Source organism: Ktedonobacter robiniae (assembly GCF_016587375.1).
Classification (GTDB): Bacteria; Chloroflexota; Ktedonobacteria; order Ktedonobacterales; family Ktedonobacteraceae; genus Ktedonobacter; species Ktedonobacter robiniae.
In genome coordinates this window covers 979,577-992,191 of sequence record NZ_BNJG01000002.1, presented here as the reverse complement: position 1 = coordinate 992,191, position 12,615 = coordinate 979,577, and the positions used below count along the sequence as shown (strand labels likewise).

The 12,615-nt window shown below is 54.3% G+C and carries 17 protein-coding genes; 7 read left to right on the top strand and 10 right to left on the bottom strand.

Going from position 1 to position 12,615, the window contains the following annotated elements; all coding sequences use genetic code 11:
• Positions 1-222: 222 nt before the first annotated feature.
• Entirely contained in the window at positions 223-1,275 is a 1,053-nt protein-coding gene (locus JMJ04_RS24880; RefSeq protein WP_201373117.1) for a zinc-dependent alcohol dehydrogenase, read from the bottom strand.
• 14 nt (positions 1,276-1,289) lie between these two features.
• On the bottom strand, positions 1,290-2,030 hold the full coding sequence (locus JMJ04_RS24875; RefSeq protein ID WP_201373116.1) for a FadR/GntR family transcriptional regulator: 741 nt from the start codon (positions 2,028-2,030) through the stop codon (positions 1,290-1,292).
• Positions 2,031-2,175: 145 nt separating this feature from the next.
• On the opposite strand from JMJ04_RS24875, the gene JMJ04_RS24870 reads away from it, so the two are divergent.
• From JMJ04_RS24870 to JMJ04_RS24845, 6 genes are all read left to right on the top strand, one after another.
• The gene (locus JMJ04_RS24870) at positions 2,176-3,330 is read left to right on the top strand and encodes a Gfo/Idh/MocA family protein (protein WP_201373115.1); all 1,155 of its coding nucleotides are present in this window, start codon (positions 2,176-2,178) and stop codon (positions 3,328-3,330) included.
• A gap of 22 nt (positions 3,331-3,352) precedes the next feature.
• A complete protein-coding gene (locus tag JMJ04_RS24865) occupies positions 3,353-4,120 on the top strand; it encodes an SDR family NAD(P)-dependent oxidoreductase (protein WP_201373114.1) in 768 nt (255 codons plus the stop codon).
• Positions 4,121-4,135: 15 nt separating this feature from the next.
• Positions 4,136-5,101, top strand: coding sequence for a sugar phosphate isomerase/epimerase family protein (locus JMJ04_RS24860; RefSeq protein WP_201373113.1), 966 nt, complete (start codon positions 4,136-4,138; stop codon positions 5,099-5,101).
• Positions 5,102-5,172: 71 nt separating this feature from the next.
• The gene (locus JMJ04_RS24855) at positions 5,173-6,282 is read left to right on the top strand and encodes a Gfo/Idh/MocA family protein (RefSeq protein ID WP_201373112.1); all 1,110 of its coding nucleotides are present in this window, start codon (positions 5,173-5,175) and stop codon (positions 6,280-6,282) included.
• Positions 6,283-6,365: 83 nt separating this feature from the next.
• Complete coding sequence (locus JMJ04_RS24850) at positions 6,366-6,953, top strand: IS607 family transposase (protein WP_201373111.1); 588 nt, start codon at positions 6,366-6,368, stop codon at positions 6,951-6,953.
• The gene (locus tag JMJ04_RS24845; protein ID WP_201373110.1) at positions 6,940-8,238 is read left to right on the top strand and encodes an RNA-guided endonuclease InsQ/TnpB family protein; all 1,299 of its coding nucleotides are present in this window, start codon (positions 6,940-6,942) and stop codon (positions 8,236-8,238) included. Before JMJ04_RS24850 ends, JMJ04_RS24845 begins: the two co-directional genes overlap by 14 nt.
• 131 nt (positions 8,239-8,369) lie before the next feature.
• Here JMJ04_RS24845 and JMJ04_RS24840 read toward each other — a convergent pair whose 3' ends face one another.
• From JMJ04_RS24840 to JMJ04_RS24815, 6 genes are all read right to left on the bottom strand, one after another.
• The gene (locus JMJ04_RS24840; RefSeq protein WP_201374539.1) at positions 8,370-8,627 is read right to left on the bottom strand and encodes a hypothetical protein; all 258 of its coding nucleotides are present in this window, start codon (positions 8,625-8,627) and stop codon (positions 8,370-8,372) included.
• A gap of 68 nt (positions 8,628-8,695) precedes the next feature.
• Positions 8,696-9,040 carry a hypothetical protein gene (locus tag JMJ04_RS24835; RefSeq protein ID WP_201373109.1) on the bottom strand — a complete coding sequence of 115 codons (345 nt, stop codon included), beginning with the start codon at positions 9,038-9,040 and terminating at the stop codon, positions 8,696-8,698.
• Positions 9,041-9,253: 213 nt separating this feature from the next.
• A complete protein-coding gene (locus JMJ04_RS24830; RefSeq protein WP_201373108.1) occupies positions 9,254-9,571 on the bottom strand; it encodes a hypothetical protein in 318 nt (105 codons plus the stop codon).
• The gene (locus JMJ04_RS24825; protein ID WP_201374538.1) at positions 9,568-10,338 is read right to left on the bottom strand and encodes an SANT/Myb-like DNA-binding domain-containing protein; all 771 of its coding nucleotides are present in this window, start codon (positions 10,336-10,338) and stop codon (positions 9,568-9,570) included. Before JMJ04_RS24825 ends, JMJ04_RS24830 begins: the two co-directional genes overlap by 4 nt.
• A complete protein-coding gene (locus tag JMJ04_RS24820) occupies positions 10,339-10,953 on the bottom strand; it encodes a hypothetical protein (protein WP_201373107.1) in 615 nt (204 codons plus the stop codon).
• Positions 10,954-10,955: 2 nt separating this feature from the next.
• A complete protein-coding gene (locus JMJ04_RS24815) occupies positions 10,956-11,165 on the bottom strand; it encodes a hypothetical protein (RefSeq protein ID WP_201373106.1) in 210 nt (69 codons plus the stop codon).
• A 261-nt stretch (positions 11,166-11,426) separates the two neighbouring features.
• Between JMJ04_RS24815 and JMJ04_RS24810 the strand changes: the two genes are divergently transcribed.
• Positions 11,427-11,615, top strand: coding sequence for a helix-turn-helix domain-containing protein (locus tag JMJ04_RS24810; RefSeq protein WP_201373105.1), 189 nt, complete (start codon positions 11,427-11,429; stop codon positions 11,613-11,615).
• Positions 11,616-11,689: 74 nt separating this feature from the next.
• Here the strand turns inward: JMJ04_RS24810 and JMJ04_RS24805 are convergent, their stop codons facing one another.
• Both JMJ04_RS24805 and JMJ04_RS24800 read right to left on the bottom strand, forming a co-directional pair.
• Positions 11,690-11,902, bottom strand: a complete 213-nt coding sequence (locus JMJ04_RS24805) for a hypothetical protein (protein ID WP_201373104.1) — start codon at positions 11,900-11,902, stop codon at positions 11,690-11,692.
• Between the two features lie 24 nt (positions 11,903-11,926).
• Complete coding sequence (locus tag JMJ04_RS24800; protein ID WP_201373103.1) at positions 11,927-12,265, bottom strand: hypothetical protein; 339 nt, start codon at positions 12,263-12,265, stop codon at positions 11,927-11,929.
• Between the last annotated feature and the right edge of the window lie 350 nt (positions 12,266-12,615).

Here is a 12,615-nt window from a genome sequence, read left to right as displayed (position 1 = left end):
TCCACAATGAGAGTTTCCTCTACGTGCTTCCAGGAATGGAGCGACAATGAGCGGTTCTTCCAGACGCCCAAGACAGCTTCTCTTTCAAGCTCTCTGGCCTTAGTAAGGACATCGTTTTCATTCTTGGCATCTTTCCTCCACAGTATAGTCCTTCGAGTCCTTTTTCATTCAGAACGGGGCGCCTGCGGCGCATGACGCTTCTCTTGTTCTTAGAGAAGAATCTTACCCCATCCGTAGTATGATCTTTGTTGCTCTGGCCGTGCCCTTGACCAGTTCGGCAAAGGCAGCTGGTCCCTCAGCCAGCGGGCGTTCTTCCAGCCAGTCAGCCTCTGGCCGCAGCTTGCCTGCTTTCAACATGGTCACGGCGCTGCCGAAATCATGGTGGGTATAGGCAAAACTGCCGGTAATGGTCACTTCTTGCCGAATAAGATAATTCGCGGCGAGCGGCGATTCCTCATCATGGAGGCCAATAAAAACGACGCGGCCACCAGGGACCACGGCCTGAATGGCCTGCGCTCGTGTGGCGGTTGCGCCGACGGCGTCAATCACCGCCATTGCGCCGCCGCGATAGATCTGCTGGACGCTTTGCACGACATCGCTTGTGCGCGCGTTCAGGGTTGCGCTTGCTCCCCATTGCTGCGCAATCTTTAGGCGCGCGGGAAGCATATCGCTCACAAGGATTTCTGTAATACCTAGTGAACGGGCATAGGCCAGGCAAAAGAGGCCGATGGGGCCGGCTCCGATGATGAGCAGGCTGTCTCCCGGAGAGATATGAGCGAGTGTGACGGCGCGGATAGCGCAGGCCAGCGGCTCTGCCAGAGAAGCAGCAGTATCCGAGAGATTCTCTGGCACGGGCCAACATTGGGTGGCAGGAACGGCTACGTAGGAGGCAAAAGCGCCTGGGCGGTGCGCGCCAACGAGCTGGCGTTGGCGACAGAGGTTGGTGTAACCTGCACGACACCGATCACAGGCACCACAGACGATCAGCGGATTGAAGGTCACACGCGTCCCCACCTGGCCTGTGGTGCCATCGGCGAAGGTCGTTTGCTCGCCTGCTTGTAGGATACGACCAGAAGCTTCATGCCCCATAATCAATGGTGGACGGCGCAGGCTGTTCTGGCCGAGATATCCGCTTAATTCAGAGCCGCAGATGCCGATAGCGCTTGTCTCAATCAGCACTTCACCGGGAGCAGGTTCGGGGAGCGAGACAGTACGAAGCTGCATATCCTCCGGTCCCAGCCAGACTAGTGCTTTCATCTCTGAATCGGTCAACATTCCATTGTCTCCTCTCATGATTCAGCCGTTGTAGTCGGCTGGGGCGTGGTCGTGGTGGCACTGGCCGCGAGATCATCGAGCAGTCGCTGCTCGATATGGGTAAGGTGTTGATACATGGCCTGACGCGCAGCCTCGGAATCACGCTGCTTGAGTGCCTGGATAATGGCACGGTGATCTTCAATAACCTGGTAAGCGATCCCCGGCAACACAGCGGTGCGTTTACGACTGGCGAGGCTCAGATGATGGATGCTGGCCATGATCCTGCTGAGAATAGGGCTTGCGGCTGCTTCGGTAATGATCTCGTGCAACTCCACATCAGCCTGAAAATACAGTTCCGCATCGGTCAATCCAAACAGCGATTTTTCCAGGCAGCATTCCAGGCGAGTGATCTCTTCATTGGTGATGCGCTGCGCTGCCAGGCCACAGATGCCGACCTCCACCACCTTGCGTGCCTCAAAAAGCGAGAGGTAGGTTGAATCAGCCAGAGCAAAGACAAAATCAAGATGCTCGACCAGGCGTTGGGGTTCGAGAGAAGAAATGTATGTGCCAGAACCCTGCCGTATTTCCACAACATGCATGATCGAGAGCGCTCGCAAGGCCTCCCGCAGCGAAGGACGGCTCACCTGGAGTTGTTCCGCCAGATCCCGCTCGGAGGGTAGGCGATCGCCCGGTTGGAGTTTCTTTTCCTTGAGGAGAGCGAGCAACTTGTTCACGATGTCTTCGGAAAGGGCATTTTTGGGAGATATTTCAAACACCGGCTTCTCCTCCTTTCTCAATCGTCTTTCGAGGTTGACAAACTGAGTGGTTATTGGCTACAGTAATTGGTAATATAACTTTACCAATTACTGTAGCCAATAACCACTCAGTTTGTCAACCTGTTTTCAGGGAAGGAGCAATGCCATGCGAGAATCGCGGGTTGGAGTAGGCGTGATTGGTCTGGGGGGTATCAGTAACAGCGTCCACTTGCCTGGGTTGAAGCGCTGCGAGCAGGCGGAAATCATCGCTCTGTGTGATGATAATGCTGAGCGGCTCAAGCGGGTTGCACAGGAGTATCATGTTTCGAATACCTTCACGGAGTACGAGCGCTTACTCCAGCATCCTGCTGTGGACGCGGTGGTTATAGCGACACCCACGCTGCTGCACGCGCCGATTGCGCACGCGGCTATCGCGTCGGGGAAGCATGTGCTGGTTGAGAAACAGCTTGGCATGACCTACGCTGAGACAGTAGAAATGTATGAAGCAGCGGTCGCCGCTGGGGTGCGCCATATGACCGCGTTTACCTATCGCTTTGTGCCCGCTATGCGCTATCTCAAACACCTGGTGGGCCAGGGACTGGTCGGTCTGCCGCGTCAGTTGCGCGTGGCACGTTTGCAGGATTTTCCAGAGACCTCGCTTGGCTGGCGCCAGCAGCGTCACCTGGCAGGCTCTGGTGAGGTGGGAGATATGGGCGCGCACCGCATCGATTTCTGTCATGACGTGATTGGCCCGATCGCCCGTGTGGTCGGCCTGACACGTACGTTCGCGCCTGTGCGCCCAACTCCTGACGGAGAACCGTTCCCCGCGGATGTTGAGGATGCCTCTGTTTTTCTGGCCGAGTTTGCCGCTGGTGTGGGTGTTGAGCAGGGCACAATGGCCTCGTTCGATCTGAGCAAGGTCGCCAAAGGACGCGGAAAGGGCGGATATGGCCTCGATGAGTTTGAAGTGTACGGAACAGAAGGCACACTCATCTATCATCTGCATCGCCCTCATGAGGTTCTCGTCGGTCACCCTGACGGCACGCTGGAGGTGCGGGAGGTGCCACGTGAGTTCCTGGTCTATCCCGATTCGCCACGCAATCCCTCTCTCGGCGAACCAACCGTGACTTTCCGCTATGATCAGGATTTTGCTTTTATTCAGGCTATTCTTACGGGAGGCAATGACATTCCAACCTTTTATGATGGGATGCGCTGCCAGGCGGTGATCGACGCTGTTTTGCAATCCGCGCGGGAGCGACGCTGGGTCGATGTGCCAGATGTGCCGCCCGTCACACGGCCAATCGCCGCCGCCAGGCCGTAGTTGTCACAAAGGAGTAGTGTATATGGCGCTTGACATGTTTAAGCTGGATGGCCGACTCGCGCTGGTCACTGGGGGAACGCGAGGACTGGGCCTGGTCATGGCTCGGGCTCTGGCGGAAGCTGGAGCTGATGTCGTAGTCACAAGCAGGGATCAAGAGAAAGCGCAGCGTGGCGCGGAGGCTCTGGCTGCCGCGACTGGACGCCGTGTTCTTGGCCTGGCGGTCGATGTCACCGACGCCCGGCAGATTGAGCAAATGGTTGAGGCCGTTATCGCAGCCTTCGGACGCATCGATATCCTGGTCAACAACGCCGGAATCAATATTCGTAAGCCAGCCGAGGCTTTTGACGAAGCCAGTTGGGATCTGGTGCAACAGACCAATCTCAAGGCACCGTTTCTCTGCGCGCGTGCTGTGGCTCCCCATATGAAGAGACAGGGCGCGGGCAGAGTCATCAATCTCGCCTCAATGCTTGCGCAGGTCGCTCTGCCTGAGCGCAGCGCCTACGCCTCCAGCAAAGGTGGTGTACTTCAACTGACCAAAGTTCTGGCGCTGGAATGGGCCAGACATGGAATTACTGTCAATGCCCTCTGTCCTGGTCCCATGGCGACTGAACTCAATGCGCCGGTTATCAATGATCCGCAGGCCAACCAGTTCTTTCTCAACCACATTCCGCTGGGGCGTTGGGGCAAACCGGAGGAACTGGCGGGGGCGATCGTCTTCCTGGCTTCGGACGCCTCTAGCTTCATGACCGGCGCAGCCCTGACCATTGACGGTGGATGGACAGCCGAATAAGAAAGGAAAAATTCTATGCGGTTTGGCCTTACAGCATATGGTACCGTTTTTAGCATGGGCCTGACTCCCCAGTCCGGGCGCCCCCGGATCAAGCCGATCCAGCTTTTAGAGCGCGCGCGGATCTGTGGACTGATGGGAGCTGAGCTGCCGGCAGTGCTTCTGGAGGGGGAGGACATTGATGCTGTGGCGCGGTACGCTCGGGAGCATCAGCTCTTCCTGAATCTGGCAACAGGAGGATATGCCCCTGAAAAGCTGGCGGAAACGCTTGAACTGGGAGCGCGGCTGGGTGTGGAAACAGTGCGTACCGTGGTAGGAGGCGCGCAAATTGGTGGGGATCGCAGGCTCATTGCAAACCGTTGGAAGGCGTTTTTAGAAGAAGTGCTGGAGGGATTGCGCGCGGCCACACAGGTTGCCGAACGTGTCGGAGTGAATCTCGCCGTCGAAAATCATCAAGACCTGGCTTCGGAAGAGCTTCTCTGGCTATGCAACGCTATCGACTCATCCCGCTTTGGAATTACGCTGGATACTGGTAATCCGCTGGCTACGGCTGAAGAACCCCTGGACTTTGTCAGGCGCATCGGACCACATCTCAAAAACGTCCATCTCAAAGACTACTGGATCTTTCCTACAGACGAAGGCTATCGCCTGGCACGCAGTCCCATAGGTCAGGGAGTCATCGACTTCCCGCAACTTTTTGCCATTGTGGCAGAATTTTGCCCAGATATTACCATGTCCTTGGAAATGGGAGCCTTAGAGGCGCGTCATATCCGAGTGCTAGCCGACGATTACTGGCCAGCGTATCCACAGCGTTCAGTGCCACAGCTTGCGCGTGTGCTGCGCTTCGTTTATACGAACGCAAGACAATCCGAGAACTGGCAAACGCCTTTTGAACGCCATGAGCCAGCCGAGGTCATCGTGGCCTATGAAGAGCAACAGCTGATGGAAAGCCTGACCTATCTCAAGCAATTTACACATGCATAAAAAGCGCAGGCCAATCATCAAGCGGATCAGATCAAAGACCAGTAGTCGCTTTCAAGAAATCAAGGCAGAGAATGAGCACGCAACGTATTTATCTTGTTGGGGCGGGAGTCATTGCGCGTTCCCACGCCGCCGCTATCCAACGCCTGCCTGACCCGGAACAGGTTATGCTGGCGGTCACAGACCCCAATCCTCAAGCAATGGCAGCTTTTGTCAGGGAATATCCTCAGGCGCGGGTCTTTGAGGACGCGCAAACCATGCTGGCTGAAGCAGCAGATGAGAATGACATCGTCATCATCTCAGCTCCACCATTCGCGCACGAAGAACTGACCTGTGCCGCGCTGGCTACAGGCCGGCATGTGCTGTGTGAGAAGCCCCTCGCGCTCAATCAGGAGCAGGCGCGGCATATGCTGGCGGTAGCCCACGCTTATCACCGTTTGCTTGGCTGCTGTAGCGTCAGGTGTCTTAACTGGCCGCCAGCCGAGGAGGCACGCCGTCTCCTGCAGAAGCAAGCACTGGGCCAGCTTTATCATGTGCGCTTTCTCAATCTAGAGCAGCGTAATCGGCCAGGGATCGAGTTTCAGCCTCAGACAAACTGGTTTCTCGACCAGGCCAGAAGCGGCGGCGGAACCTTAATGGATCGCGCTCCCTACGAATTTACCGTGCTCAATGACCTCTTACAACCCAGGCGCGTGGAGGTGCTCAACGCCTGGCTGGCCAATCCCGCCACCGCCCTGCACCTTCCTCCGCAAACCATCGTTGACGTCGAACAGCACGCCGGAGCTACGCTCCGCTATACGCTCGTCGATGGCAGCAACGTGATCATGAATTACGAACGCGCCTCTGGCACTCATAGCGAGGAGCAGTCCATGATCGAATTTACCGGCGTCAACGGTTCCTTACGCTGGAGCTGGCCGTTGTCCAGAGGTCGTGCCACCCTGACGCACACCTATGACCGCGACGGGGCAAGCGAGAGCCGAATCATCGCTTTTCCCCCACCAGCAGCGGAGGCACTGCGCTTCGGAGAGAAACCGCTCGTGTATTTCTATCAACGCATACACAATCAACCATCAGCAGCAGTAGTAAATGAGCAAGCGCTCTTCAATTTTTCCTGTATCCGTGCCATCTACGACTGCGCAACATCGGGACTGGCCCAGGTTGTGGAGAAGCAATCTCTTTCGTAGAAAAGGATTAGATGTATTGAAACCGATCTTTGAAAGTATAGCGAATTCTTGACAATCATTGAGTAGCATAGTATGATTTGAGCATGAAACTCAGTGATTACGCGAAACAACAAGGGGTCCGCTATGAGACAGCCTGGCGTTGGTTCCGGGACGGGAAAATCCAGGGGCGGCGCGTAGGGGCTCACACGATTCTCATCGACGAGCCAATCAGGGTGTCAGTCCCCTCATCGAAGCCTCAAACCGTGGTCTACACGCGGGTGTCTTCCGCAGAAAACAAGACCAACCTGGACAGTCAAGCTGAGCGGTTGGTTGCCTACTGCGCTGCCCGTGGCTATCAAGTGGGCAAAGTTGTCAAGGAAATTAGCTCTGGCGTCAATGACAATCGGCCGAAGTTTCTGGCTCTCTTGGCCGATCCAAGTGTGGGCCGTATCGTCATTGAACACAAGGACCGGGGTACCCGCTTCGGGTTCCGTTACATCGAGACCCTGCTTCAAACCTATGGGCGTGAGATCGAGGTCGTCAATCAGGCCGACAATGGCACAGAAGACCTGCTCTCAGACCTCACCAGCATCGTGTACTCGTTCTGCGCCCGGCTCTATGGGCAACGGCGTGCCAAACGCAAAACAGAGCGTCTTGTGCAGGAATTGGAGGCCGACCGTGCACCTGGTTGAAAAGCACATCATTCTTCGGAGTGATCCACGCTATGCCACGCTTGACGCGGCCTGTTTTGCTTCCAAAAATCTCTACAATACGGCGCTGTATGAGATCCGTCAGGCCTTCATCTTTGAGGGAAAACACCTCAACTACAATGAAATGGATCGGCGGATGCAGTCGCATGAAGCGTACAAAGCACTGCCTGCGAAAGTGGCCCAACAGGTATTGCTGCTGCTCGAACGCAACTGGAAATCCTTCTTTGAAGCGCTCGATGCCTACAAGCGCGATCCCTCAAAATTTCGCCGACGCCCCCAATTCCCCAAATACAAGCACAAAACGACAGGCCGCAACGTACTCATCTACACGATGCAGGCCGTAAGCCGCAGCAAACGGACCCTTGGACGACACCTCATTCAGCCTTCGGGACTGGGCATCCAGATCAAAACCCAACAAGATCCCAAGGCGATCACTCAGGTCCGTGTGGTTCCCAAACACGGTTTTGTCGTCGTTGAGATCATTTATGAACAGGAGCCGAGCCGCTCCGCCGTCGATCCCGCGCTCATCGCTGGCATCGATCCTGGTCTGGAAAATCTGATCGCACTAACTTCAAATAAACCGGGTTTTGTCCCGGTCGTCGTTAACGGGCGCGGTCTGAAAAGTACGAATCAGTTCTACAACAAGCGGCGAGCAGAACTCCAACAAGCTCTTGGTCGTCCTGGAAACACGCGGCGCATGGAGCGCTTGACTCTCTGGCGCAATCGGCGGATTGAGCATGATCTGCACACCATCTCGCGTTTTGTGATTGATGTGCTGGTGGCTGAGGGGATCGGAACGCTCGTGATTGGTCGCAACGTGGGCTGGAAACAGGAGATCAACCTGGGGAAACGGACAAATCAGAACTTTGTTCAGGTGCCTCATACCCAGTTCATCCAGATGCTCACCTACAAAGCTGAGCAAAAAGGCATCCAGGTGATCCTCACCGAAGAAAGCTACACCAGCAAGGCCAGTTTCCTGGATCGCGATCCTTTGCCGATCTACCAGCAAAGCCAGGAGCATGCGCCTGTTTTCAGCGGCAAACGGATCACACGGAGGCTCTATCGGGCATCCAATGGCCAACTCATTCACGCCGATTGCAACGGGTCCTATAACATCATCAGAAAAGCAGCTCCTGATGCCTTCGGGTCGGAGGGAGTAGAGGATGGGGAGCGCAGGGTTCATCTGCCGGTAGTCCATCCCGTGAGGCTGTCATTCCCTCACAAACCCGCTCGCGAGAAAATCCTGGCCTCTGTCAGGATTCGCTAGTCACGACGGAACTATTTATATCTTGCAATTGCCAAGCGTTGGATGTACATTACAGAGGTAGCAAGCGAAATAGCTGCGGTGGATTGAAACGCTCAGACCGTGTGTCTTTCCGGGCGAGCCAGACGTCCCGCCTATTCGGCTCCGTGCATCTGGGTCCATTCCGGAGGATGCAGTGCCCAGTAGATGGGAAGGTCGTGACCGTTAGTAACGTGAGGGCGGACACACTGACCCCAGAGGAATTGGAGGAAGCCCGGAAGTATAGGACATAAGCGGCCAGCAGCATTGCGGTCTCGTACCTGATCAGGCACAATGCTAGCAGTAAGCAAGCCGTGCTGCAACAAATCGGCAATCCATTCCGCGTCCTGAACGTCCGTCTTACGACCGGGCACCGCCTTCATATAGTGAGTGATTGGATCAACGGAAGACCTGAAAAGGAAGAGTGGGGGATGGTGGTCAGCTACAACTTGAAGAGATATTTCTCAGGCTCATCTGGCTGGATATAGACATTGACTTTGCTCTTACCGGGATAAAGGACACGCGGGAGATTATATACCCAACGACTTTCATAGTCATAGGAGAGATCTGTTAGGGGATCCTTCCAGTGTGCATAGACTTTGTACTTTGTGTAAATGCGGCGGTTGTAGACTCGTTCGCGTTCTTCAATATCAACAACTGTGGCAATGACTTCTTTCCCATGGGTCTTATACCAGCGGCTTCGATAGACCTGGATACCAATGTAGATCAAGAAACCGAGTAAAACTATGCCTGCCAGAACAAGAAGAATCAAGAGATCTTGTGACATATCAAATCCTTTGAAGAAGCTTTGCGTGCATTCTAATAGGTAAATATGGCACTGTCAAGAGTGGGAATCCTAAAGAAAAATGGCTAGATGCCCGCCCTCGTCTTGTTTGTTGTACACATAGGGTGAAAACAGAAACGTATGAGATAGACCCGATGTGGAGAAGGCCCCGGAAGCACAGAACTTGATCCAGATCCTGTGCTTCTGGGGCCTTTTTCAGGCGTCCTGAGGAGGAGCCTGGCCTGAGGCTTGCTCGCCGCGTATTCTGGCCAGCTCGTCGTGGACGCTGATATCTTCGCCAGCGAATTTGAAGAGCAGGCGCATGGCGGTCTCATCGCTGAGCCAGCCCTGGGCCTTGGCGGCTGTGAGGGCCTGTGTGAGGGCGTTAGCGGCCCCGGCAAGCTGCTTGTTATCGTCGAGGTCGATCTCGGGAAAGATCAGGTCATAGCTGAGATTGACATTTTCGCCGAGACGACCGGCGCCCTGAGCCTCGGCAAGCACGCGGTCGAGGATACAGCGCAGGATATATTTCATAGCCCATGGTCGCCGTCCCGATGTTCTATTGCCTTCGCAAATTCGCTCAGTCCCGCAGGGTAGAGCCATACGGCAAAGCTTTGGCTATCCCTCTTAATGGTCTTGCTGCTCGTTTGAGCGACCTGTTCAAGAATTTTAAGTGCAATGGCTCTGTCTGGTATAACATTTAGATCAGAAACTGTCACATTGTCAGCAATAGGTGAGGTTTGGGAAATTTGCCGACGCACACCCAGGAACAGCGCCCGCTCCCGTATCATATTCCAGGTCTTCTCTGGGAAGTGGTTAAGAATCTCCCATTTATTGCCAGCGCCATAGTGGGTTTTGATATATTCGTCTTCTTCGACAGTCCATCGTTCAATATGCCGTCTGCCCCGCTGGCACCAGATAAGACAAACATCGGGCCGAGCAGCGAGAGGGCTGCGCCAGAAAATGGTAAACCGGAGCCAGTGGACGCTGACATCCTCGATTACGATGCTTTCAGTGATAAGTCTTGCCAGCTTTTGCTTTCGCTCCATTGTGCAGCCGTCAAGTTTGCCAGGGATGTCAGCCAGCACATCTGCTAACTCTTGGAAGTCTTCTTTGAGTGTTGTCTGTGAAGTATTGTTTTTAGCCTCAATTAGTTCTTTAGACATAAAGTCGCGTATGAATGTTACCAGCTCCATATCGGTAATTGGCCGCGTGTCGCGGTAGATAGCGTCTTGGCCAGCTCGAAAGCCAGCCTTGACGTCAGGATGCTCGATATTAAACGGTAACTGCAAATCGGTCATCTATTTGCCCTCCGGTAGATTCTTGCTGAATGAGTTGCCTTTGGTGCCGTAGAGGGTAACACCAATGGGGCTTTCCTCCGTGCCAACAGTCACATCAGGAATACCGTCGCTATTGACGTCGCGTGTTTCAAACACCACCACAGCGTTGTCGCCAGCGCTTTGCAGCATAAAGGTCTGGCTGTTCTCGGGATGTCCCTCGGGGATGTCATAGATGGTCACAAAGCCGCGATAGACCTCTCCGACGAAGTGGTGGCCGGATTGATTATAGTGGGTCATATGGCTGTCACCGTAGTGCCACTGGGTCTGTAATCCATTCCAGCAGGGCAGCAGCACATTAATGGTAGACAACAGTGGGAGCAGACCTACGGACATACCGATGCCGAGAAGCAGTACAGCATTGCCTTTCTTGGGACGAGGCTCGGGTAAATCTTCAGTTGTTTGGTCGTTATGTCGCTGCAATTCTTTCTTCTTCATGAACTGGATCTGGTGGGGATCATACGTAGGCCGCGCATCTTCTACCAGCACATAACCGTTCGTGGCAAATGATGCCGTCGTCAGCTTGGGTTTCTTCTTGTTTGGCGGGTCTGGCAACTCACGCACAGGAATATATGTCACGGTTACACCTGCCTTCCCTGAATGGTGCGTGTGGCTTCCTCAGCGGTAAGTAGGCCGTCGTTGTACTGTTGGTTCGCAACCGATACCAGCGCAGGATCGTCGTGACAATTGCAGGTGGGGTCAAAGCAGAATTGCTGAGCCTCAGTGTGGACAGGCTCGTCGTCGAGGGGAATAACCGGCGCAAAGTTGTCGCCATAAGGTTTAATGCTCATAACGCTCCTCTCTGTTCCATTCAAGGCTCCTGGCGCGTTATAACCATAGGAGCCTACTCAGATAGGTTCAGAAAAGGCATCGTCCGGGGTCGAAATCGAGCGATGCCTTTTTGGCGTCCAAAATCGGATGCAATCAAAGAATACCCACTTTTATAATAGTTTGTCAAGCTTCGTAATATATTGTCGGAGTTTGTAACCTATTGACCAAAAAACAGACAGGTCATATAATCTAATGACTTCAAGAAAAGGGGGCACGACGACTTGGCGGATGAGTTACTGACCATTGATCAGGTAGCCAGTGAGCTGCAACTACATCCAGACACCATACGGCGCTACATACGCGAGAAACGCCTCAGGGCCACCCGCGTTGGTGGCCGGTTGCGCGTCCGGCGTTCAGAACTGGACAGGTTCCTGAGCGAAGGCGAAACATCTGAAGATAACCTGGATTAACCGCGCCAGCAGCACTTATTTTTATATGAAAGAAACCCTCACCGTGACACCTAAGTGTCCAGTGAGGGTTTTGATTATCTGAGAGACTTTTCGATTTCTTGTTTGACAAGCTCGAGTGCTCGACCAGATAAATCGCTCTCAGGGAGCTTACCGCGCCATTGCTCCATATATGCGTCATACGTTTCCAGCGCCCCGCCATACTTTTCGCTGACTGGCTTAAACTGCTTCTGCAAGCCAGGAAGCTCTTTGTCGATAAACTCAGCAACAGCTTTCGTCTGTTTGCTCATCTCCTGGTATAGCAGCAACACACCTTAGCCACTATCGTCCGTGTTACGAGCCGATTCGCGCAGCTTTTTAATGCTGGATGTGAAGGTGTTATTGAGCAAACCGATCTGTTTACGGGCTTTGCTGTTCTTGCGTTCCAAACCCTTTCTGTCCTGGCCTCTGCCCATACCCTGCCCCTTGTGCCAGCACTGGCCGTCATGTTGGGAGCAAATGTTGGAACAACCCTTCCGGCGATCAGCGCGGCGCATTCTCGTCATACCTCCATGGGGCAGTGGCTGGCACTCATTCATACTGGGACCAAGTGCATTGGCGCGTGCCTGCTCTTCTTGTTTCTGCAGCCGTTTGCAGCCTTTCTTCTGTCTCACTGGCCCAGCCCTGCAATGCAAGTCGCTATGGCACATCTTGGATTTAACATCCTGTTGACCTGTTTCTGGGTGCCTCTGGTGAGTCCTCTGGTTTGGCTTCTCGTGCGTCTGGTGCCAACGGAGAGAAAGGCGTTTGCAAGCCCAGTGCGAGCACCTGCAAAACATCTCTTCCCATCGACAGTGACTGAGGAATGTGAGGGAGATGCAGGTATTCACGTGTTGATCCCCAGCGGTTCTTCCTCTCAACGTGGCGTGGAAACCTCGGTGGTTCGCTGACATCTCTTCCCTTTTGCTCACTGAACAGAGCCGTCGTGTGATCTGGGGCTGAATTCTTGCCATTGCTGCTAGTC